Source organism: Microbacterium sp. EST19A, from assembly GCF_019969685.1.
In the GTDB taxonomy this organism is placed as follows: domain Bacteria; phylum Actinomycetota; class Actinomycetes; order Actinomycetales; family Microbacteriaceae; genus Microbacterium.
The window spans coordinates 32,670-55,235 of sequence record NZ_JAHXYZ010000006.1; the positions used below are offsets into that span (position 1 = coordinate 32,670).

At 64.6% G+C, this 22,566-nt stretch carries 23 protein-coding genes and 1 pseudogene; 7 read left to right on the top strand and 17 right to left on the bottom strand.

Annotation, left to right across the window (positions count from 1 at the left end):
• Positions 1-184: 184 nt before the first annotated feature.
• The 6 genes from nrdH (at position 185) to LC452_RS21375 (ending at position 5,967) form a co-directional block, all read left to right on the top strand.
• Positions 185-418 (top strand): glutaredoxin-like protein NrdH, encoded by a 234-nt coding sequence (nrdH, locus tag LC452_RS21350; RefSeq protein WP_223629005.1) that lies wholly within the window; start codon positions 185-187, stop codon positions 416-418.
• 23 nt (positions 419-441) lie between these two features.
• Positions 442-894: a class Ib ribonucleoside-diphosphate reductase assembly flavoprotein NrdI gene (gene nrdI / locus LC452_RS21355; protein WP_223628903.1), complete on the top strand. Its 453-nt coding sequence runs from the start codon at positions 442-444 to the stop codon at positions 892-894.
• Complete coding sequence (gene nrdE, locus LC452_RS21360) at positions 891-3,035, top strand: class 1b ribonucleoside-diphosphate reductase subunit alpha (protein WP_223628905.1); 2,145 nt, start codon at positions 891-893, stop codon at positions 3,033-3,035. The genes nrdI and nrdE overlap by 4 nt, the downstream gene beginning before the upstream one ends.
• Positions 3,036-3,089: 54 nt before the next feature.
• Complete coding sequence (gene nrdF / locus LC452_RS21365) at positions 3,090-4,067, top strand: class 1b ribonucleoside-diphosphate reductase subunit beta (protein ID WP_223628906.1); 978 nt, start codon at positions 3,090-3,092, stop codon at positions 4,065-4,067.
• 363 nt (positions 4,068-4,430) lie between these two features.
• Complete coding sequence (locus LC452_RS21370; protein WP_223628908.1) at positions 4,431-5,702, top strand: tyrosine-type recombinase/integrase; 1,272 nt, start codon at positions 4,431-4,433, stop codon at positions 5,700-5,702.
• A gap of 58 nt (positions 5,703-5,760) precedes the next feature.
• Positions 5,761-5,967: a helix-turn-helix domain-containing protein gene (locus LC452_RS21375; protein ID WP_223628910.1), complete on the top strand. Its 207-nt coding sequence runs from the start codon at positions 5,761-5,763 to the stop codon at positions 5,965-5,967.
• Between the two features lie 3 nt (positions 5,968-5,970).
• Here the strand turns inward: LC452_RS21375 and LC452_RS21380 are convergent, their stop codons facing one another.
• From LC452_RS21380 to LC452_RS21410, 7 genes are all read right to left on the bottom strand, one after another.
• A complete protein-coding gene (locus LC452_RS21380; protein WP_223628911.1) occupies positions 5,971-6,954 on the bottom strand; it encodes a DNA-processing protein DprA in 984 nt (327 codons plus the stop codon).
• A gap of 560 nt (positions 6,955-7,514) precedes the next feature.
• Positions 7,515-8,042 carry a DUF4913 domain-containing protein gene (locus LC452_RS21385; RefSeq protein ID WP_223629007.1) on the bottom strand — a complete coding sequence of 176 codons (528 nt, stop codon included), beginning with the start codon at positions 8,040-8,042 and terminating at the stop codon, positions 7,515-7,517.
• 58 nt (positions 8,043-8,100) lie between these two features.
• The gene (locus tag LC452_RS21390) at positions 8,101-8,556 is read right to left on the bottom strand and encodes a single-stranded DNA-binding protein (RefSeq protein ID WP_223628913.1); all 456 of its coding nucleotides are present in this window, start codon (positions 8,554-8,556) and stop codon (positions 8,101-8,103) included.
• 2 nt (positions 8,557-8,558) lie between these two features.
• Positions 8,559-10,418 (bottom strand): type IV secretory system conjugative DNA transfer family protein, encoded by a 1,860-nt coding sequence (locus tag LC452_RS21395; protein WP_223628915.1) that lies wholly within the window; start codon positions 10,416-10,418, stop codon positions 8,559-8,561.
• Positions 10,415-10,861, bottom strand: coding sequence for a hypothetical protein (locus LC452_RS21400; protein WP_223628917.1), 447 nt, complete (start codon positions 10,859-10,861; stop codon positions 10,415-10,417). The genes LC452_RS21395 and LC452_RS21400 overlap by 4 nt, the downstream gene beginning before the upstream one ends.
• A gap of 122 nt (positions 10,862-10,983) precedes the next feature.
• Positions 10,984-12,468, bottom strand: coding sequence for a VirB4 family type IV secretion system protein (locus LC452_RS21405; RefSeq protein ID WP_223628918.1), 1,485 nt, complete (start codon positions 12,466-12,468; stop codon positions 10,984-10,986).
• The gene (locus LC452_RS21410) at positions 12,465-13,235 is read right to left on the bottom strand and encodes a hypothetical protein (RefSeq protein WP_223628920.1); all 771 of its coding nucleotides are present in this window, start codon (positions 13,233-13,235) and stop codon (positions 12,465-12,467) included. Before LC452_RS21410 ends, LC452_RS21405 begins: the two co-directional genes overlap by 4 nt.
• Positions 13,236-13,327: 92 nt before the next feature.
• On the opposite strand from LC452_RS21410, the gene LC452_RS21415 reads away from it, so the two are divergent.
• Positions 13,328-14,185, top strand: a complete 858-nt coding sequence (locus tag LC452_RS21415; protein WP_223628921.1) for a DUF4062 domain-containing protein — start codon at positions 13,328-13,330, stop codon at positions 14,183-14,185.
• Between the two features lie 3 nt (positions 14,186-14,188).
• On the opposite strand, the gene LC452_RS21420 is transcribed toward LC452_RS21415, so the two are convergent.
• The 10 genes and pseudogenes from LC452_RS21420 to LC452_RS21465 form a co-directional block, all read right to left on the bottom strand.
• The gene (locus LC452_RS21420; RefSeq protein ID WP_223628923.1) at positions 14,189-15,655 is read right to left on the bottom strand and encodes an SCO6880 family protein; all 1,467 of its coding nucleotides are present in this window, start codon (positions 15,653-15,655) and stop codon (positions 14,189-14,191) included.
• 6 nt (positions 15,656-15,661) lie between these two features.
• Positions 15,662-17,029, bottom strand: a complete 1,368-nt coding sequence (locus LC452_RS21425) for a type IV secretion system protein (protein ID WP_223628924.1) — start codon at positions 17,027-17,029, stop codon at positions 15,662-15,664.
• A 34-nt stretch (positions 17,030-17,063) separates the two neighbouring features.
• Entirely contained in the window at positions 17,064-17,336 is a 273-nt protein-coding gene (locus LC452_RS21430; protein WP_223629009.1) for a DUF6112 family protein, read from the bottom strand.
• A 143-nt stretch (positions 17,337-17,479) separates the two neighbouring features.
• On the bottom strand, positions 17,480-17,746 hold the full coding sequence (locus tag LC452_RS21435; protein WP_223628926.1) for a DUF6112 family protein: 267 nt from the start codon (positions 17,744-17,746) through the stop codon (positions 17,480-17,482).
• 23 nt (positions 17,747-17,769) lie between these two features.
• Positions 17,770-18,927 (bottom strand): annotated as a pseudogene (locus LC452_RS21440) (M23 family metallopeptidase); the annotation flags it as partial.
• Between the two features lie 12 nt (positions 18,928-18,939).
• Positions 18,940-19,623 carry a hypothetical protein gene (locus LC452_RS21445; RefSeq protein ID WP_223628927.1) on the bottom strand — a complete coding sequence of 228 codons (684 nt, stop codon included), beginning with the start codon at positions 19,621-19,623 and terminating at the stop codon, positions 18,940-18,942.
• Between the two features lie 30 nt (positions 19,624-19,653).
• Entirely contained in the window at positions 19,654-20,661 is a 1,008-nt protein-coding gene (locus tag LC452_RS21450; RefSeq protein WP_223628929.1) for a ParB N-terminal domain-containing protein, read from the bottom strand.
• Complete coding sequence (locus LC452_RS21455) at positions 20,658-21,509, bottom strand: hypothetical protein (RefSeq protein ID WP_223628931.1); 852 nt, start codon at positions 21,507-21,509, stop codon at positions 20,658-20,660. The genes LC452_RS21450 and LC452_RS21455 overlap by 4 nt, the downstream gene beginning before the upstream one ends.
• Positions 21,510-21,609: 100 nt before the next feature.
• Positions 21,610-21,978: a hypothetical protein gene (locus LC452_RS21460; RefSeq protein ID WP_223628932.1), complete on the bottom strand. Its 369-nt coding sequence runs from the start codon at positions 21,976-21,978 to the stop codon at positions 21,610-21,612.
• A complete protein-coding gene (locus LC452_RS21465) occupies positions 21,975-22,550 on the bottom strand; it encodes a helix-turn-helix domain-containing protein (protein WP_223628934.1) in 576 nt (191 codons plus the stop codon). Before LC452_RS21465 ends, LC452_RS21460 begins: the two co-directional genes overlap by 4 nt.
• Positions 22,551-22,566: the final 16 nt, after the last annotated feature.

The window sequence follows — 22,566 nt, forward strand, 5'->3', positions numbered from 1 at the left end:
TCGAGCGGGCCTCTGCCTGTGGAAGAAACGGTGGAGAACCTGTGTTGTAACAGGGGAGAGCGGTGGAAAACTACACGGATGTAACTACTAGCCCTTGTGGTCGCCCCCAATGTCGGCACCCATATGTAGTATTGAACTCCCGGCGGGGGGCCTGCCAGGAAAACCAAGATTTGAGGGGATGACAATGTCGATCACGGTCTACACCAAGCCTGCTTGCGTTCAGTGCAACGCGACGTACCGCGCGCTGGATGCCAAGGGCATCGAGTACGAGATCCACGACCTTTCGGAGGATCCGACGGCGCTCGAGCAGGTCAAGGCGCTCGGCTACATGCAGGCGCCGGTCGTCGTCACCGACGAGGACCACTGGTCGGGCTTCCGTCCCGACAAGATCGCCGAACTCGCGACCCGCCTGGCCTGACAAACAGCTCCGAAGGAGAGAACATGAGCGCCGCCGTCGCAACCGCTGCGCCGCTCCTGGTCTACTTCTCCAGCGCGTCGGGCAATACGGCGCGCTTCGTAGAGAAGCTCGGGCTCCCCGCTCGACGCATCCCGCTCCACCGGCAGGAAGAAGATCTCGTCATCGACGAGCCCTTCGTGCTGGTCACCCCCACCTACGGCGGGGGCGAGGGGCGCGGCGTCGAACGCGGGGCCGTGCCCAAGCAGGTGATCCGGTTCCTCAACGACGAGGCCAACCGGCGTCACATCCGCGGAGTCATCTCCGCAGGAAACACGAATTTCGGCGACTCCTTCTGTCTCGCCGGTGACATCATCAGCCGCAAGTGTCAGGTGCCCCACTTGTATCGGCTCGAAATCTTCGGCACACAAGACGATGTTGATCGCGTGAGCGACGGATTGGAGCGACGGTGGGTAGCGCAGTTGAAGAGCAGGCAATGACCGAGCAGGTGGCGTTCAAGATCAACCCCGGGTACGAGGGGCTCGACTATCACGCCCTGAACGCGATGCTGAACCTGTACGACGCGAACGGCAAGATCCAGTTCGACGCCGACAAGCGCGCGGCGCGGGAGTACTTCCTGCAGCACGTGAACCAGAACACGGTGTTCTTCCACTCCCTCAAGGAGCGCCTGGACTACCTCGTCGAGAAGGAGTACTACGAGGGCGCCGTCATCGACAAGTACTCGATGGAGTTCATCCAGAAGCTCAACGATCTCGCCTACGGCAAGAAGTTCCGCTTCGAGACCTTCCTCGGCGCGTTCAAGTACTACACGAGCTACACGCTGAAGACCTTCGACGGCAAGCGCTACCTCGAGCGGTTCGAGGACCGCGTCGTGATGACCGCCCTCGGCCTCGCAGACGGCGACGAGAAGCTCGCGGTCGCCCTCGTCGAGGAGATCATCTCCGGGCGCTTCCAGCCCGCCACCCCGACCTTCCTCAACGCCGGCAAGGCGCAGCGCGGCGAGCTCGTCAGCTGCTTCCTGCTGCGCATCGAAGACAACATGGAGTCGATCGCCCGCGGCATCAACTCCGCCCTCCAGCTCTCCAAGCGCGGCGGAGGCGTCGCTCTGCTGCTGTCGAACATCCGCGAGGCGGGTGCGCCGATCAAGCAGATCGAGAACCAGTCGTCGGGCATCATCCCCGTGATGAAGCTTCTCGAAGACAGCTTCAGCTACGCGAACCAGCTGGGTGCCCGTCAGGGCGCGGGCGCGGTCTACCTGAACGCGCACCACCCCGACATCATGCGCTTCCTCGACACCAAGCGTGAGAACGCCGACGAGAAGATCCGCATCAAGACGCTGTCGCTCGGCGTCGTCGTCCCCGACATCACGTTCGAGCTCGCGAAGAACGACGAGGACATGTACCTGTTCTCGCCGTACGACGTCGAGAAGGTCTACGGAGTGCCGTTCGGCGACATCTCGGTCACCGAGAAGTACCGCGAGATGGTCGACGACCCGCGCATCAAGAAGACGAAGATCAACGCGCGCGAGTTCTTCCAGACCGTCGCCGAGATCCAGTTCGAGTCGGGCTACCCATACGTCATGTTCGAAGACACGGTGAACAAGGCCAACCCGATCAAGGGCCGCATCAACATGTCGAACCTCTGCAGCGAGATCCTGCAGGTGAACACCCCGACGACGTACAACGACGACCTGTCGTACGACAACATCGGCAAGGACATCTCCTGCAACCTCGGCTCGATGAACATCGCGCTGTCGATGGATGCCGACGACCTCGGCCAGACGGTCGAGACGGCCATTCGCGCTCTCTCGGCGGTCAGCGACCAGAGCCACATCGGCTCGGTGCGCTCGATCGAAGACGGCAACGACCGCTCGCACGCCATCGGCCTCGGTCAGATGAACCTGCACGGCTACCTGGCTCGCGAGCACGTCTACTACGGCTCCGAAGAGGGCATCGACTTCACGAACATCTACTTCTACACGGTGCTGTTCCACGCGCTGCGCGCGTCGAACAACCTCGCGATCGAGCGCGGCACGACCTTCGACGGCTTCGAGGACTCCACCTACGCGAGCGGTGCGTTCTTCGACAAGTACATCGAGCGCGCCTGGGTTCCCGAGACCGAAAAGGTCAAGGAGCTCTTCGCCGGCAAGCACATCCCGACCCAGGAGGACTGGACCGCGCTGAAGGCTTCCATCCAGGAGCACGGCATCTACAACCAGAACCTGCAGGCGGTGCCGCCGACCGGCTCGATCTCGTACATCAACAACTCGACGTCGTCGATCCACCCGATCGCGTCGAAGATCGAGATCCGCAAGGAAGGCAAGCTCGGCCGCGTCTACTACCCGGCGGCGTTCATGACGAACGACAACCTGGAGTACTACCAGGACGCGTACGAGATCGGCTACGAGAAGGTCATCGACACCTACGCGGCTGCCACGCAGCACGTCGACCAGGGCCTGTCGCTGACGCTGTTCTTCAAGGACACCGCCACCACGCGCGACATCAACAAGGCGCAGATCTACGCATGGCGCAAGGGCATCAAGACGATCTACTACATCCGTCTGCGGCAGATGGCGCTCGAGGGCACCGACATGGCCGAGTGCGTCTCGTGCATGCTCTGACCGGCACGCCTTTCGTCTCGCTTCGCTCGCTCAACGACCGACTCTAGGAAAATCATGACTCCCTCACCGCTCAAGCTGGTCGACCACGTGCAGGCGATCAACTGGAACCGCATCCAGGACGATAAAGACGTCGAGGTGTGGAACCGGCTCGTCAACAACTTCTGGTTGCCCGAGAAGATCCCGCTGTCCAACGACATCCAGTCGTGGAACACGCTGACCGCCGACGAGCAGCTGCTCACGATGCGCGTCTTCACCGGCCTCACGCTGCTCGACACGGTGCAGGCGACCGTCGGTGCCGTCTCGCTGATCCCCGATGCGATCACCCCGCACGAGGAGGCCGTCTACACGAACATCGCGTTCATGGAGTCGGTGCACGCGAAGAGCTACTCCTCGATCTTCTCGACGCTCGCGTCGACCAAGGAGATCGATGAGGCGTTCCGCTGGTCGGTCGAGAACCCGAACCTGCAGAAGAAGGCGCAGATTGTCACCGAGTACTACCGCGGCGACGATCCCCTCAAGCGCAAGATCGCCTCGACCCTGCTGGAGAGCTTCCTGTTCTACTCGGGGTTCTATCTGCCGATGCACTGGTCGAGCCGGGCGAAGCTCACCAACACGGCCGACCTCATCCGCCTCATCATCCGTGACGAGGCCGTGCACGGGTACTACATCGGCTACAAGTTCCAGAAGGGCCTCGAGACGGTCGACCAGGCCAAGCGGGACGAGCTGAAGGACTACACTTTCTCGCTGCTGTACGAGCTGTACGACAACGAGGTGCAGTACACGCAGGACCTCTACGACGGCGTCGGTCTCACCGAAGACGTCAAGAAGTTCCTGCACTACAACGCCAACAAGGCGCTGATGAACCTGGGCTACGAGGCGATGTTCCCGTCGAGCGTGACCAACGTGAACCCGGCGATCCTCTCGGCGCTCTCGCCCAACGCCGACGAGAACCACGACTTCTTCTCGGGGTCCGGCTCGTCGTACGTCATCGGCAAGGCCGAGGCCACGGAAGACGACGACTGGGACTTCTGAGAGCTTCTCTCTGAGGTCCCGGCGAAACAGCCGGTCAGAGGCCCGGATCCGCGAAATCTCGCGGGTTCGGGCCTCTTTCGTGCCCTCTTCGAAATGACAGAGGAGGACAGAGATGACCAGGAATACCCGTTCGGTGAGGCACGCCGGTGGCACGCGCACACCTCCCTCGCGGAGGCGAGAGAGTCCGGCACCCGAAATTTTGGCTTGGCAAGCGGCTGGGGGCGTGCCACTTCGTGCCACAGGTGACCTACGGAACTCCTCACGATCCGCGGAAGTATGCGGATCCTGGGTCTCGTGGGCGTCGAGTGGCACGGAGTGGCACGCCGGTCCACGCTCGTCCGTTCGAGTCCACGGGAGGGCACGATGAGTGCATCGAAGCGAGAGTCGTGGGGCAGCCTGCGCAAGCTCCCTTCTGGCCGCTGGCAAGCGCGCTATCCCGGACCTGACGGAGCGACGTACACGGCTCGGACCGAGGGCGACAAAGCACTGACGTTCCTCACGAAGACGGACGCGCGGACATGGCTTGCCGCCGTGCACACCAAGATCTCGCTCGGCCAGTGGTACCCACCAGCGGCAGTAGCGGCACAGAATCGCGCCGAAGCCGCTGCTGAGAAAGCGCGGTCGATGGGGTTCGAGGAGTACTCGGAGCGATGGGTGCAGACGATCAAGACAGAGCGCAATCGCAGCGGCAAGATGCGGGCAATCGCAACCGTCCGCTCGTATCAGAGCAAGGTCAGCGGTTACCTCATTCCGGAGTTCGGTGACACTCCGGTGAGGGAGATCGACGTGGGCCGGATCCGAGCGATGACGCAGCGACTCGACCGGATCCCTGCGCCATTGAATCCGAAGTCGAAATTCAACGGGATCACGCGGCCGGTGCTGATTGTGCTCATGATGATCTTGCGCCAGGCGGCCCGTGACGGGATCATCCCTGCGGCACCGAGCGTCTCCATTCCGCGTCAGGAGTCGGTGCGTCACGATTCTGACCACGACGAAGGTGAGGATGTCGTGGCGCCCAGGCAGGTCGAGGCGCTCTACGCGGCGGTTCCCGAGCAGTGGGCGATCATGGTGCCGCTTGCCGCCTGGTGCCAGCTGCGTCGCGGGGAGTGCCTCGGACTCCAACGGCGCGACATCGAGTGGCACGATGACGGCAGCGCAACCCTGCACGTGCGTCGTCAGCTGAACGCCAACACCGGCGACTACACCGACACCAAGAGCGATGCAGGCAAACGGTCGCTCAGCATCCCGAGGCTCATGACCGTTCGGCTCAAGCAACACCTGGATGACAACGTCGCCGCCGAAGCCAAAGCGCCGGTCGTTCCGGCGAGCGTCAGGGGCAGTGTGCCGCTCTCGAATACTCGCTGGGGCTACGTCTGGGCCGACGCGCGAGATTGCGTCGACGGCTTGCCGCATCGCTTCCGCTTTCACGACCTGCGGCACACGGGCTTGACACTCTTTGCTCAGGAAGGTGCGACGCTTGCTGAGCTGATGCGTCGGGGCGGGCACGCGGATATTCGAATCGTACTGCGGTACCAGCACGCCACCATGGACCGTGATCGCGAGCTGGCGAATCGAATGAGCGACCGGGTCGCCGATGACATCGCCTGCGCGCTGAAGGAGGATGAGGAGACCTAGGCGGACAGCCGCGGACACCTGTGAAGTGACACGAGTCCACCCACAGGGAGGTAGCGCCATGACTGTTCGAACTCGCTCCGAGGAGCACGACACCGGGTTGGTCTCCCTGGCGATCGCGGCTGAGAGCTTGGGCGTCTCGGTCAAGACGATCCGACGTCGAATCTCCGACGGCACCGTCCGGGGATACCGGGTGGGACGCCTCATCCGCGTCGACCTGGTCGAGCTGCGGCGGAGTCTCGTTGTAAAGATCCCAACGGCGGGATGACCGCTACAACACTCGAGTGTTTGGCGAGACGACATGAGGCGCCCCCTGGCGGATCACATTCCGCTCGGGGTCGCTCGTGCTCTCCCCTAGCATTCGCACGACATCGGGTCCGCAGGTGACGACGCGGGCGCGACCGTCTTGAAGGAGATGGTTCGTGCCGGCGCTGGCAGCGCTCGTCACCGGTCCCGGAACGGCGCCGACGAACCGTCCGAGGAGTGAAGCCTCTCTCGCCGTCTGCAATGTGCCCGAGCGGAATCCCGCTTCAACGATGACGGTCGCTCCCGACATCGCGGCGAGGATGCGTGAACGATCGAGAAACCGCTGCCGTGTGGGAGCGGAGGCAGGTGGCGCCTCAGTGAGCACAAGCCCTCGGTGTGCGATGCTCTCGATCAGGTCTGCGTGACCAACGGGGTAGGCGCGGTCGAGGCCAGAAGCGAGAACCGCGATTGTGTTGTCTCCGTGCGTGAGTGCCGCGCGATGTGCGGATCCCTCGATTCCGTAAGCACCACCGGCGACGAGGAGTCTGTCGCTCTCGGCGAGGTTTCCGGAGAGTTCCTCGGCGACGTGAACACCATAGCCAGTTGCCGCCCGTGCACCCGTCACCGTAATGCGCTGGGCGAGCGGTGCGGTGAGGAGTTCAGTACGTCCCCGCGTCCAAAGCGCGTACGGGGTCCGTGCCCCGAGATCGTTGAGAGCCGTTGGCCATTCGGAATCCTCGGGGATCAGCACCCGGTAGTCGCCTCCTGAGCCCATGCGCGATTCGAAATGATCAGGGTTCGCAGTCAATCGCAAGCGATGTCGCCACGCCGCGGCCTCCACCCGATCCAGACCCGGGATCGACGAGTCGCGCTCGATGAGGGAGATCAGCTCCACCGCGCCGACTTTCATGAGGAGACCACCGGTCACGGTGTCGTTGGGAGCGTCGATCAGCGCGAGCACCATACGGGCAGCCCGCTCATCCTTGGCGAGGTGCGAGAGCGTGGGCATGACGGCCTCCTGGGCATTGAGATCTCGATAGGAAGGTGAGCAGGATCAGCCCTTTTGGTTCCTGAAGAGCAGGCGTACCCTGGAACGCGAAGCAGGTTCACAACTCTGCAGGCCTTTCGGGGCGGCCCTCCACGGGCACTCGACACACATGCTGCTTCCTCGACGGAGAACGACGTGTGACGAGGGGCCCATCATGATTCGTTCGATCTGGACGGTTTGTACCTTCATCCATGCTGTCCTGCAGCGGTGCGCACCTACGAACATCGTTCTTGGCCGCATCCGGCGTCGCCGCGGACTCAAGTGGGGCGTACCCGCGATGCTCCTCGCGGTGCCTTACTTGATCGCGGCCAGCCTGTGTTCCGCGGCGATCAGTGATGGCGCCCCAGGGTGGCTGAACCTCATCATCCTGTTGTGCCTGTGGAACGCGATGAAGTTCATCGTGACGGGACCCGTCGCCGTGGTGCTCCTGCTCCGTGCTCGGCGTCGCGAGGCCGTCGCGAGGCGCGTGTCCGGGCGAACGCAGCCGTCGAGCTTGTCGCGGCCTGAACGCCCGACCGATCTCAGTCAGGGATCTCGCCGGTGCGTTCGTCGATGGTGGCGAAGAACGCATCCTCTGCGGCCTGGCGCGCTTCGACCTGTTCGATGACGAACTCGACGAAGTCGGCGTCTCGGTCAGCGATGACATGCTCGACGATGTCGACGGTGCGGGTTTCCCCCGGCCAGACAGCCTGCCGCGTCGGACGGTCCCGATCGAGGCGGGTGCCACTGACCGTGACCCAATCGCGCAAACGCTGGCGAGCATCCGCGAAGTCGCGATGCCAGCCCAGCGGTGCCGATCCGTCTTGTTCGGCGTCGTAGGCGCAGAGCCAGTGCAGGTGGAGCGCTGACAGTTCCCAGATCAGCTCTGGATGGCGGTGCCAAAGCGGCGGAATCACTGCCGCCGGGATGCCATACTCCAGCCGGAGCCAGTTCACCCAGCGGTTGAGCTCGAGGAGTTCTGGCTCAAGGTCGTGCGAGGTGAGCAAGTTCCAGTTGATCGGGTGCGGTGGCTCCGCAACGAGATCGGGCTCAAACGGCTCAGCGTGCATGCTCTCAGGGCCCACGTTGAGGGTGTTGTCGTCGTTCATGGTTTACGTTCCCGTTGGATTAGCGACCGAGGGACGGGGCGTTGCTCACGGCTGGCTGCGCTCGGGGGTCGAACGCACGACTAGGCTCGCTGGCAGCGCGGTTCCGGTCGGCACCTCGAGGTGACCGGTCGACGTCGTACCGGGTGCGTGCGGTGTCGTGACCAATGCGCTTCGCGACGAACTCTTCGCTTTCGACTGTCTGGCCTTCGCGCTCGTAGCTCACAGGCCGCTGGTATCCCTCGGCGAGGAAGTTGTCGCCCTTGGCGAACTTCGCGGATGTGCGTTCGGCCGAGCGTCCGAACAGGACGAGGTGGTGGTAGCTCGTCTCCAACTGTGTGAAGGTACCGTCCTCTTCGCGACGAAAGTGCTCCTGTCCGAAGCGGAAGTAGAGGCGCGGGTTCCCGCTGGTGGAGTTCGTCAGTTGCGGCTCTGAGGCGACGAAGCCCGAGACGGACTCTTGCGTGTGGATCGACATGATTAACTCCCTATCTGGTCAGGTGGCCGGGTTTGTTCGGCCACTGCGTCAGGTAGGTGCGCGTCCCTCCCCGGAGCGGTCTGATTCGTCGTGGGGCCCTCCATGAGCGCTTCCACGGCCGCGCGATCGAGCCGGAGCTTCTCGCCGTCAGCGCGCTTTGGCCATGGATGCAGGTCTGCAATGATCGGTGGAGCCGATCGGAGCAAGATGACGCCGGCGCCGAACGGGAGCGTGCGGACGCGGTCGGGCGGCAGGATCGGGACACGGCGGACGGAGCGCTGGTTGGAGCGTGAGCCGTGGTCGCCTAGCGTCACGGAGTCGGTGAACTCGTCCCGCTCGCCGATCAACGTGGAAAGGTCCTGGAGGTCGCGTGAATTGGATGCGCCGCCGAGGATAATCTTCGAGATGCTGGCGTCCCAGATCGCGGCAGCCTGGTTCTCCGACCACTTGTCTCTCGCTTGAGCGAGTGACTGAAGCACGGGCATCGTTGTGATGCCGGTGCCGCCACCTTCAGCCATGAGTGTGGGTAGTGATGGCAGGGGAGCGAGGTTCCCAATCTCATCGAGTGCGAGCAAGAGCGGTGGATCAAGCCGTGCGCCAGGTGATCGCGCAGCCATCCGACGTGCGGTTTCGACGACGTCTTCGACGAACGCAGCGACGAGCGCAGCGCTGTTTCCGGCGCCAGCTCCGGTAGCGAGCAGGTACAGCGTGCCGCGGCTGAGGAGGAACTGCTCAGGGTCGAAGTGTTCGTCTTCGGACGGGCTGACGGCATCCAGCACTCTGGGATCGGCGAGTGCGGCAAGCGCGAGAGATACGCCTTGCCAGATACTGTCACGCGTGCGTGGGTCGGCATCAAGCATGGCCTCCAGCGATTCGGCCCACCCGGTCGCAGCCAGCGGCGAGCCGGTCAGGATCGCGACAGCTTCGGCCGCTGCGGCGGGGTCGAGTGTCCACCGGAACAGCTCCCTCGGGCTTCGATGATCGAGCGCCGCGGCGTGCAGGAGGCCCTGGAGCGCGATACGGGTCTTGCCCTCCCAAAACCCTCCACCCTCAACGCCGCCAGACGAGAGCTCGGTGGCGGCAGCGAGGCCAGTGGCACGGATCATCGCGGTGAGCGGATTCTCACACCCGCGGATAGGTGACCATCTCAGACCTGCGGGGATGCCTGCGGCCAGGTGCTGGGGGTCGAAGACCGCGACAGGACCGATCCGCTGGCGCGCTTTGAGAGTCACGGTGAGGTTGTCGGGTCTGGTTGACGTCGTGACGACCGCTCCGGGCGCATCGAGGATCGCCGGGATGACGATGTGCAGACCCTTGCCAGATCGAGGTGGCCCGATCAGCAGGATAGAGTCCTCAACACTCGCCCAGATCTGCTTGCCATGCGATCGTCCGAGCAGATAGCCCACATCCTCGGGCCTGGGATGGTCAAGGGACGGGCGCAGCGCGCCAGCACGGCTGAGGAGCGCCTTAACGGATGCACTGGACGCGACCTCGTGCACGCTGGCGGTGCCCCGCAGCCGACGCGGGTCAGCATTGTTGTCGTTCGAGTGGCGTCGTAGCATCACCCAGGCCGACCCGAATGCAGCGGCGGTTAGCACGAGCATGAGCGCTGCGACGGCCCAGAAGAGGACCGCATTGAGCCCCGGCGCCTCGAGCGCCGCGGCGGGATCGGTAGGGTCGAACAAAACACTGACGCCGCCACTGATCCCGACTCGCGGTTGCTCGATTCCAGCGAGCGCAGCAGCCACGGACCCCGCGCCACGAAAGACCGCGGCGACGCCGAACAACGCGACCAGCCCGATTATCAGGGCGTTGGTGAGTTCGTCTCCGAGGCCCCGGCCTGGCGCATGCGGGGTACTCATGACGAGACGAACTCCGAGATGATGACGCCCGAGACCCGGCCGATGAGGAGGACCTCCGACCGGTGGCCAACCAGCTGGCTCAGATCGAAGACGGCACGAGCGGTCCCATCGGCCGAGGCTTCCGCGCCGGAGATTGAGAGAGCAACGGTGATGTCCTCGCCGGGGATGAACCCGGATCCTCGGACCTCGAAGAGTTGGTGGGTCGGACGATGTCGCGCTCGCCGCGTCACACCAGGCGCCGGGAAATCGACGTCTGTGTGCTCGCGTCTTGTGGCGTGGATGATGTCGGTGAAGACGGAACCGTCGTGCTCTGTTACCTCGACGCGGATGGTGCGAGTGCGGTGGTCAGAGAGCGCATCGAGTAGTTCACCGAACTGCGCCCGACTCCATTCGGTGCCTGCGTTCGGAGGCGGGAAGTTGCGTCCGTCATAGGTGACGCGCATCAGGCCTCCCTCGTCAACGCGGATGCTGGCGAGTGGAAAGTTGACGAACGCTTCGGACGGGAATCCTCCTGCGCTGCGTTTGCTCATGCCACGCAGGTGCGCGAGCGGCTCCTCGTGTCGGGTCAGCCGGTCATGCGCGCCGTCGTGTCGAAGAGCTCAAGCTCGGCTGGATGGAGCTGGTGCTGGCACACAAAGGATCGGTCCTTTATGCGCCACAGCCCCTGGCCGACCCCGAGGCTCGGAAGGAGCTTCTGTTCGGTGCCGGTGAGCCCAAGCGCTCGCGCGGTGGCGCCGAGCTGGTCGGATTCCTGACGGTAAATGATCCTCGTCTCGGCGTTGGCCAGCAAGCTATTCGCCAGGGAGCGCATCGCGGAGCCTTGATCTCCGACGTTCTCTAGGTCTGTCAGCTTGTGGAAGATCAGCATGTTCGCGATCCCGTAGTGGCGTGCAAGTCGCCAGTGCGCGTCCATTCGACGGAGTAGTGCCGGGTGGGACATGAGGCGCCATGCTTCGTCGTAGATGCACCAGCGCTGACCACCGTTAGGATCGAGCAGCGCGGACTCCATCCACGCTGAGGAGCAGGTCATGAGGACCGAGATCAGCGTCGAGTTCTCCGTCACTCGCGACAAATCGAGCGAGATCATCGGCAGGGTCGGGTCGAAGGCCATGGTCGACGGGCCATCGAACAGCCCGGCGAGGTCACCGGCGACCAGGCGTCGGAGAGCGTGACCGACAAGGCGCCCGTCCTCGGCGAGACGTCCGTCGGGGTCGGCGTACGAGGTCGGGTTGAGGATGTGTTCGACAATCATCGGCAGGATCGGGATGTCGTTGCTGCGTACGACCTCGGTCAGGGCGGTATCGATAGCAGTGTGTTCCAGCGGTGTGAGCTGTCGAGTGAGCACCGTCTCCGCGAGTGCTCCGATCAAGTCCCGGCGACGGGAAGCAACCGTGGACGCCCAGCTCACGTCGCTCATGCCCGCGGGCCGGTATCCCTCGTCAAGGGGATTCAGTCGCGTCGTGAGCCCGTGCCCGAGCACGATGGCCTGTCCGCCCACGGCCTCGGCGACAGCAGTGTGTTCGCCCTTCGGATCGCCGGGCACGTAGACGCGGCGCCCGAACGGGAGTGATCTCGTGTAGAGGCTTTTGGCCAGGCTGGATTTGCCAGATCCGACGATGCCCGCGAGCACGACGTTCGGAGCGGTGATGATGCCGCGGGCGTACAGCACCCACGGGTCGTAGACGAAGGATCCACCGGAGTACAGATCCTGCCCGACGAAGACTCCGTCGGGTCCGAGCCCACCTTCAGCAAGAAATGGATAAGCACGAGCGAGGGTCGCTGACGTGTCTTGATGCCGAGGCAAGCGGAATCTCCCCGGTGATCGGAGCTGCGCTGGGCCGGGCTCACCGGCGGCAGGAAGGTACGTGGTGGCCCGGCGTTCGGCCAGCTCTGCGAGGTGCTTCGTGTGGGCTTCGTGTCGTTCAGCGTGCTGCTGGTCAGTCCGCAGTTTCACGGCGGCTCGTTGGCGCTGCTTGCGCAGTCGAGGCTTCTCGTACTCCGGAGCGACGAGCACCGAGGTATGGAGTCGCGCGGCGTCATCCCGATTCACAGTCCCAAACTCCGCTGCTGCTTGAGAGCCGCGATGTTCGCCGGTTCGAACCACGACGCCGGCTGCTGCTGGGTCGCTGAACGTCCGCCGAGCCGGCGGGAATCGTCCTGCAGCGCGTCTATCGGCTCGACGTGATGGAGCCGATAGAGCGCGACGTGCTCGAAGCTGTGACTGTACGCAAGGTGATAATCGCCCTCGCGGGTCTCGTTCTCCAGCGGGCCGCTCGGGGGTACGTCGTAGACGTAGCCGTTCTCCATCGCGGCGCTCGTGGTTTCGTCGCCATGGTCCCAGCTCTTCAGAAGATTCAGCCCCGCGGCGGCACCGTCGGCGTCGATCATGTCGAGCACCTCGTCAGCTTCTTCGCCTTGCAGGAAGATGACACTGAGCCAACGCTGCGCTGAGGCGTTGGCTGGCGCGGGAGAATCGAGCCAGGCGACACGACTTGCTGCGGATGCTGCGACGTTTAGTCGGTCTTCGGCTTGGTCGATGAAGCTCGCGGCCTGGTGCAGTTCATCAGCAGCCGCCAGTGCGTTCCTCGACCCGGCCGCGTGGTCTCCGTGGTCATTGAACGCGCGAAAGCGGTTGTCGCCATGTACGGCAGCTAGCTGATCGAGAACCTGCCGCAGTGACCGCACGCCCGATAGGAGGTCGCCGAGCACGCCGTAAATGTCTTGCGGATTCTCGAACGTGCGCGTCGCATACGCGAGCCTGCGCAACGCCTCGGATACCTCGCCGGCGTCGGCGCCGGGATCGTAGAACGTTGGCATCTCGGCCTCCAAGGATGTGTCGGGCTGAATTGAGAAGGAGGTGGGCACCCCGCTCCGGGCCGTTGTCGGGGGCGCCCAATACCTTTGGAGGTATGAGCTTTACCGCCTGCGTTCTCCGAGTCATGATCGCTTCACCTTCCGATGTCCCCGATGCGCGTGATGCCGTCGAAGCGGCCATCAACGACTGGAACAACGCGAACGCCAAGAACAAGCTGCTGATGATGCTGCCGTGGAGGTGGGAAACGTCCTCAGTGCCCGTGCTGGGCGGCCACCCTCAGTCGCTCATCAACTCACAGGGAGTCGATGAGTCAGATATCGTTTTCGCGATCTTTGGAAGCCGCCTTGGCTCTCCAACTCCGGACGCAGTCTCCGGGACTGTTGAGGAGATCGAACGAGCTGTGAGTAGCGGTAAGCCAGTGCACCTCTACTTCTCTACGGCCGCGCTTCCCAACGACGTAGACACGCGTCAGCTGGACGGGCTTCGTGAATTCCGTGCACAGATCAGTCAGCGCGGATTGCTCGGTGAGTTCGCTACTACAGCGCAGTTGGGCCATGAGGTCTGGAAAGCGATCGAGTTCGACATCGCTCAGCTCGATCTTGGAGTGCCGGTTTTGTTGTCAACGAAGCGCGGCGTACGGTTCTCGGCCCAGCCGATGCAGGAGCGGGAGATTAGCAGCTACGACAATAAGGGCAAGCCGCGATACTCGAATCGTCATTGGATCGAGGTGACCAACTCTGGCGACGAAGACGCAACTGATGTCCTCTTCGAGGTCGTGGGCGAACATTCCAGCATGATGTTGGTCAATGGCGATACGCCCACAGTGATCCATGCGGGCCAGACTCGACGCCTCAACGTGTTCCACCATATGGGCGGCGGCGCCCCAGACGTCCTTCGCATTCGGTGGAGTGAGCACGGCGAGCCGAAGGATTTCGACTTCCACGTCGGTTGATGCTCACACGACCCGGCAGAGGGGCAGCGCCGCCGCGGTGAACGCCTGCGCCTGCTGGCCGACGAGGAGCCGCGTCTCGCAGGAAGCCTGAATCGCGGCCTGCTCGATCGCGGCGACCGCGGCGTCGAGGTCGTCCGCGGTGCGCGCTGAGACCGAGATGAGCCCCGTGTAGCGGAGCACGCCGTGTCCGGCGGTGAGATCGGCTTCCTGTTGCAATACGTCCTGGAACTCCGCCGTCTGCGCTGCATCTTCGATCTGGCCGATCCGCTGGCGCTGGGCTGCGTCCGAGATGTACTCGGTCTTCTTCTTCCTGATGTCGCGTGCTGCCTGATCAGAACGCATCGGCGTGCACAGCAGCGAGAAAGACCGCTGGATTCCCGTCGACAGCAACAGCGGTGCGAGGAAGCCCGGGTAGACCATCGACCGCGGCCACTCCGAGATCCACAACACCGCGTGGAACGCCGAGTCAGTGCGAAGCCTCGACCACGACTCGTTCACAGCCACTGGTCCCGCGGCCGCGAGCGACTGCCCGAGCTCACCGTGGCGTTCGAGTGTCGCTGCGACTGCGGGGTCGTATGCGGAGCGCAGGATCACCGCGATCTCCCCGCACGAGAGCCATGAAGATGGCGAGAGGTCGGCGGAGCGCAGCGCGGCCACCAGCGTGGACATCTCTTGGCGAAGCACTGCAGCGGCACCGCGGATGCCGCCACCGGCCGTGCGGATCTGCCGTGACGCTGCGCGCATGTCGAGGGAGAGGGACAGTGTGGTGGCGTGCCGTTCTCCGGCAGGCCCGGCACGTTCGATCAGTTCGGCATACGTGGTCGAGGCCCACGATACATCCGCCGTGCCATGTGAGGCCCACCATTCGGCGAGGCCCGTCCCGGAGTCGGGCAGGGTGCGCTCCAGAACCTGGAGCATCGAGATTCGACCGGACCGGCACACGGTCGCGAGCACACGTCCCCAACAACTGACTCGACGTTCCTGCTCACCAGGGTCGAGGAGCACGAAAGCAGGATGCGAGAGCGAAACGATCGCCGTGAGCGTTGCGGCGGTCGGGTCATGCACCATCCCGGCACCGGTGGCGGGATCATCGTACTCACGCAATCGCGACATGTCGCCAGGAAGCGCGAGCGATCCGGCAGGGCGCGGCTTCACGACGCGTCGACGATAGAGCAGCTGCCCGCCCGTGGTCTTCCACAACCACCAGAAGACGACGGGGATCCACTCGACGATCGCGCGCCCGGCGATACGGATCCATGCCACCGAGGCCGCGGCGGCCCAGACCGGAGCGGAGAAGGCGATGAGGATGCCGCCTCCTGCGTAGAACGCCCACACGAGCGTGCCGATGCCGATTCCGAGGGCGATTAGCTGTGAGAGCGACAGGCCCAAGAGGACACCCCGTCGCGTCAATCGAGAGAACTTCACCGGGACGAGGTCTCCGGCTCGTCGGTCGTCGAGATCATTCGGCATGATGCGTCATTCCTTCCCGGGAGGCTGCGGTCGCGGCCGACTGGGCGGAGCGGGATCTGCGCTCGGGGCCGACGGCTGCGGTGTGGAAGGCGACACAGGGGTCGCGGATGCTGCGGGGGCCGGAGTCCCCGGGTCTCCCGCGCTCGCCGCAACTGTCTCGGCGGTGCCACCGATGCCCTGACCGATCTTCGGTCCAGCAGTAGCAGCGCCCTTGACGGCTTCGGCGCCAATGACGACGGCTGCAGCGGGCCCCGCAGCCGCACCAGCTCCGGCACCTACTCCAGCTCCGGCTCCAGCGCCCGCACTCGGGCCGGCCGCAGTGCCGCTGGGGGTGGCGCCAGCCGACGCCGTCGTGCTCGGTGCAGTGTTCGCGGGGGGAGTGGTGCTCGGACCGCCGCCGGACCCGCCGTCGAGAACCTTCTTGACACCATCGCCCTGCGGGTTCGACGGCACCGGGACGGGCCGGTTGATGGCGTTCTTGGCTTCCTGTTCGCTCCCCATCGCGTGGTAGAGGTCAAAGCCAAGGAACGAGATGAACCGGTAGACCATGTATGGCGCGAAGGCAGCGATGAACAACAGAACGATGCCTGAGATCGGCTCGGTGACGGAAGCGAGGTCTGCCTCGATGGGGGTCGAGATCTGCGTGATCGCGATGAGGAATACGACGACGAGTACGAGCTTCGAGATGATCAGCGCGACGACGAACGCCGCCCACTTCCCGATCCATCCGCGGGTGACATCCCACGCCGCGCCCGCGAACGCGATGGGCGCGAGCACGATGGCCACCAACAGCAGGGCTTTGCGAATCAGGAGTGAGAACCACACGATGGCGACCGCGCAGATCATGAGTCCTGCGAGGAAGATCGTGATGATCGCGCCGACGCCGGGAGCCGCGATGTTGATGGTGGTGAGGCCTGCGGTTAGGAGCGCGATCTTGTCGCCCATGGTCTCTGTCGTTTCCCCTGCGGCGTGGACGATGCCGACGCAGAGTTGGTCGACGATCTCCAGCGCAGTCGCGGTGAGCGTGACGACAACGAAGGAACCGAGTACTGCTTTGGCAGCTCCGAGCGCGGCGCGGGAAAGCGCAGCGGGTTCGCGCCGGATGAGTCCCAGGATCAGCTGGAAGCAGAAGAACAGCAGGACGATGAAGACGCTGATGCCGAAGAGCAGGTTGTAGACGTCGAGGTAACTGGAGGATTGGACGTCGACGAGAGTGGTGCTGTCGAAGACGGTCCACATGGCTTCGATGAGCCATCCGGCAGCTTGTCCCATTGTGGCGGCGAGCCAATCGAACGGGGCAGACACCAGCGAAGCCGCGCCTTCGCCGACGGCATCGCACACGGTGGAGATGACGGGGATATCGCAGACACTCATCGCGGGGCTCCCAACGGGTTGCGACCGAGTGGCCTCAGACCTGCTGTCCGACGTTCCAGAAGAAGTTGATCAACGTCACGGACGCGCCACAGATGACCGCAGCACCACAGGAGATGAGCACGCCGGCTTTGCCTCGTGAGGCAAGGTGCGGGTTCGACGAGTTCGACCCGAATCCCCAGACGATCGCGGCCACGATCAGCGCGAGCACGGACAGGACGAGCCCGACCGTCATGACCGCGCCGACGATCATGCGTAATTGCGCGATCCCGGGGAGACCGGAGTCGTTGGGAGTGATGTCGATGTCCATCGGCAGGGCGGTCGCGATGAGTTCGAACACGGTGGCTCCTTGGCATGAACACCGCCACGGGCGGTAGGGGAAAGATGGGCGAGAGCCAGGTGCGCAGCGCCTCACCACCAGTCGCATGCCGAGCCGCACACGGGGCGATGAGGTCACAGCTGTTCGCCGACGCTGATGAGCCAGTTCACCCAGGACACGCCCCCGCCAGCGAGTACCGCTGCACCGACCGCGACGAAGACCCCGGCGCGCGCTTTCGCCGCAAGCGCGGGGTTGCCGGTGGAAGTAGCGATCGCCCAGACGATCCCGCAGATCATGATCATGAGCACGGCGACAATCAGGATGATCGTGAGTGCAGCACCGATGGCGACGTTGAGGTCATCGATACCGCCGAGACCACCGAAGTCGGGGAACACGTTCATCACTGGCCCCCTCCCAGTGCCGAGCACCCGACGCCTGCGGTGGGCTCTGGGAGGTCTGCGGCGCCGTGGTCGTTGAGCCACTTTGCGGCGTCGACTGCTTCGGCGTTCGTGCCACCTGGACGGACTTCGAAGTGCAGGTGTGCGCCGGTCGAGCGCCCGGAGGAGCCGACGTCGCCGATGTGTTGACCGGCGATGACGTGCTCGCCGACGGTGACATGGATGCCGCTCTGCCACATGTGCGCATACGCGGTCGCAACGGTGACGCCGTCGATGCGGTGCTCGATCACAATGAGCCCGCCGTACCCGCCGGAGGACTCGGCGACTGTGACGACTCCGTCCGCGGCCGCGAGGATCGGCGTTCCATCCGGCGCAGCGAGGTCGGTGCCGGAGTGGAAGGCGCTCTCTCCGGTAAACGGGTCGACTCGCGGGCCGAAGTTGCCGGTGAGTACCCAGGTGTCCTCCGGCAATGGAAACACGACGCGAGCCGACTCCGCAGCGCTCGCGGTCGGCGCAGGAGTGCTCCCGGCAAGTTGCGAGGTGACGCTAGTGAGAGTCGCGAGGATCTTTTCGGCGACCGGCTCGTAGTTGTTGTACCGGTCGGGGAATCCGGCTACCTCAACCGCTTGCGCGGCTTCGCCCTTGCTCAAGTTCTGCCAGTCGGGGATATCGAGCAGGCCACGCGGGGAGGGATAGTTCGGTCCCGTCGGTCCGCCGAAGAACGCCGCAGCTTGATACTCCGGATCCATCAACTCGGCGACCGATCCCCATCCGGATTGCGGGCGCATTTGGAACAGACCGAGCGAATCGTGATCGGATCCGTTTCCATCGTTCGGATAGTCGCCGGACTCTGGGTAGGTGCTCGTGTTCGCCAGCTGCCGCAGCGTTGACTCGGTGAGCGCAGCCATGAGCGCGATCTGGACGCCATCGGGCGTGACGCCATCGATCCGCGACCCAACAGAGATGATCGTAGCCGCGTGAGTGAGCTGCTGCCGATTGAGTGTGAAGGTCCCTCCGTTCGCCGTCGTCACCACAAGCGAATCCGGAATGGGGCCGACGGTGAGACCCGTCGAGGCGAGGCACGCAATGACGGCGAGGTTTGTGACCAGACCGACCGCGACGAGTCCGAGTGTCGGCGCGAGGAACACAAGTCCGATGAGTGCGATCGCGAGCTTCTTCAGCATGAGTCGGCCGTCCTATCGGAGCGGGTTGTTCAGCTCGGACAGCCGCAGAACGTAGCAATTGTCATCGGTCGGGCAAGCGATGAAAACGGTGAGCGCCACCTCTTGCTGAGCGGTGATCGGATCGCCGTTCCAGGTGCCAGCGCGGTGACGGATGCCCTCGATCGTGTACGCAGTCGCGCCTTCGGGGAGTTGTCCGGGCCGTGCCTGCGAGCGCGCCTCAGGCCAGGCATCCGCCACGTACATCGACGTGATCTCCAGACGTTGTGTCGTCGCGTACTGACGCAGCTGCACCCATGCGTTCTGCGTCGGCAGGTAGGTGGCGATGTCGGCCGCGAGCCCCGGCTGCTCGGCACCGGTCGGATCGGCGACGTCGAGGATGACGTCGGTGTAGTTGAGCGGGACGAAACCGATGCCGGTGTCCCACGTGAACAGCGCCGTCGCGACGCTGCCTGCGAACGTCTCTGCATCTCGAGAGGGCAGGATCGTCGGAAGTCGCGGTGCCGTGGTGGCAGGTCGACGAGACTGCTCGGTGGTCGGCGCGGCGCTCGACGAGGTCGGCTCCGGCGAGTCCTCCGGCTCGGGTGATCCGGTGATGAGTCCGTAGGTGCCGACAGCGACGACGAGAACGGCCATCACCGCGACGGCGATCTGTGCGACCAGGGTGCGGCGTGAACGGGGAGCCTTCAGGTGCTTCATGCCGGGTAGGTGCGCAGCCCTGACCCCCGGTCAGATCGCGCGAAGGCTCCGCGCTGTCGTCTCGGTGTCTGAGCCGGCGTCGTTTCGAAATGCTCGGAGCTGCGCAGCGACGTCGACCGTGGCATCAACGACGTGGAGGAAGAGGTCGACCTCGGCGTCGCTGAGCTGTTGAGCCAGGTCGTCGACGGTGAAGTGCCGCCACCAGCCGTCGAGCTCCGTCCACGTCACGACGAACGCGCGCACGGGCCACGGATCATCACCGTCCGTACGTGCAGCGGGGCTTGGCGACGGGCGTCGCTTGGGCATCCGCTTGCCTTTGATGCGAGCCAGGGCTTCCTCGGCGAGTTTCGCCACGTTCGCCCCGCTCGCGCCGGGCTGCGCCGCAGCGACGAGTTGGCGTGCCCGCTCGTAGCTCGGGTGCACGGCTGACCCGGATCCGATGAGCTCCAGCTCGGCTGCGACGCCCTCGCGCACGGACTGGGGCTGGGTCTCATCGTCGATTAGGCGCTGGAGGTAATTGATCTTCTCGAGCGTGGTGTGGGAGGGGCCATCTGGGATCATCGCAGCGGCCTGTTCGCGTGCGTCGCCCACAGCCTCTGACGGTGCCGCAAAATTTGCGGCACCGTCATCTCCGGGCTGGTTCTCCCTGCTGAAGCGCGACGCTTCCTGGCGGCGAGCGGCATCTTCTGCCATCAGCGTCTTGATCTCTCGGTACAGAGTCGCGTTCTCCAGTTGAGTGAGCGGCTTGTGGAGCACATTGTCGTTTTGCTCGGCAAGCAGGTACCCAAGGTCTCCCGAGATCCCCGAACGCACCCACACTTTGACGTGCAGCCACCCGAGTTGCTTGATCGCGGCCAGTCGCCGTGCACCGCAGACGAGGATCCCTTCTGGCGTGACGGTTATTGGTTGCAGCAGGCCGTCCCGCTCGATTGACGCGGCAAGCGAGGCGAGGTCGCCGAGTTCCGTCCGGTGGCGTCGCCCGACGCGAATGGAGTCGACCGACCGTTCCAGTTCGATATGCCCGTGGTCCGTGCTCATCGCCTGCCCCCGTGCGTGGGCGTGGACATCGCGATCGTCATCACCAAGTCGTCGTCATTGAGCAATGCGGGCAGCGAGTCGCCGACGATCAGACGGAACAGGATGCCGCGACCGGTGCTGGTCGACCGGTATGCAGGATGTGGATGCCCGAGCAGCACACGCAGCAGTGCCGCCCATGAGTCGGCAGGCAGATCGAGCAGCGCTCGGGCGTGCTTGTCGCGGCGCAGCAGCTCGCAGGCGCTCTGTCGAGACCCGGCCCTCGCGACTGCGGCGCAGACGTACTCGATCGCTGCGCGCGCAGTGCTCTCCGGCCACCCCAATGTCGTGAACAGGACGATCGACAGTTCGATCGCACGCTGGGCAGTGTCCACGTCCTCGGGTGCATCGGAGGCGTCGTCGTCTTGAGTGCTCGGATAGTCGTCTCGGACGTGGAAAGCCGGATGGTAATCGGCCAGCGGAGTCTCTCGATCGGCGAACCGTTCGGGGTCGTGAAACGCGGAGACGTGCGGGCGGCGAGCTTGGTGAGTCGCGCACAGCAAGCCTTGCCCGCGCTCCTCGGCGATGCAGGTGATTTGAACACCGCGAGTGACGACGGCCCACGGATCGTCTGCTTCTCGTGCGGAGCGGGTTCGCATGACATCGAATGCTGCCGACGCTGCCTCCCAGGGGTCGAGGCCGTGCTTACGTGCCAAGGCGCCGTACTTTTCGGCCGAGAACACGGCCAGATCAGCGGCAACGCGGTCGTGCGCCCAGGCGCGAGCACCCGCGTGATGCAGGCGATTGAGCAGGGCGCGCAGCCCTTCGCTCGTTCTGTAATCCTCGCGCGCCGGTGAGCTGTGATGGGTCATGTCGAAGGCACCTCCTGACACGCAGGTGCGCACGGGCTCCCCAGCTGCGGGGTCTTGGATGCCGGTGAAGTGCCCATCAGGTCGTTTCACGCTTTGTTGTTCAGGCTGCGCCGACCGCGCCGCGCTCTGCTCCGCGTCGCGAGGAACCGTGTTCGAACGCGGACACGGGCGGGAGCCGTCGCGCCCGCTCCGCAATGCCGCGGATGCTGGTCGTCGTCGCCGCACGGGTGCGTCGATGTAGCTCAGCTTGGAAGGTGATGCCCGCTCCTGCCATGCGGGAACCGCCGTGTGCGATCAGATCTGTCGGGCGCACCCACTCGACGCCGCGGCCGCGGTATGACGCAGGATCCAGTGTCGCGGCGCGATGGTGACGGCGGACGCTTGTTGCTTCGACGGTCTCGGGCACGGTCGCGACGCTGTCGCCATCTCGATCAGCGATGCGCGTCGTTTCGTTCTCGATCTCGCTCATGGCGGTCCCTCCTCGGATGTGGCGGATGCGGCGTCCATCCGTTCCTGCTCGATAGGTGCGCTGGCGAACCAGCGGCCCACCGTCGACGGGTGAACGTCAAGTTCGCGGGCGATCCGCTTGTTCGACCATCCCTCCGCCCGAAATGCCGTTGCGCGCTCCTGCGGCGAGACCGACGTCACCGACTCGCTCGGACCTACGGTTTCTGGCGCGCGGATCAGGAGCACCGTCAGATGAGTGATCGCAAGCAAGACCACCGGTGGCACGGCTGCGACGGCCGCGGCGAGGAAGCCGGGCACGTCTGAATCGGCGGCGACGACGGCATGAAGCGAGTTCGCGGTCACGGATACTGCCGCAGCGCCCGCGAGGAGCGTCCATGGATACCAGGCGGCTCGTGCATCGGCGAGGGCGACGACGGCGACAGTCGAGACGACGATGACCCCGTCGACGATGAGCGGCCATGCCCACGCCTGCCCGTCGCCGATTCCTGAGCGCGCGGCAAGGTCCGCAAGCGAGGTGAATGACAGCCAGAACGCTCCGGCGGCGATGAATACCGTGCCCGCGACGGCTGTCATGACGGCCACCCGTCGC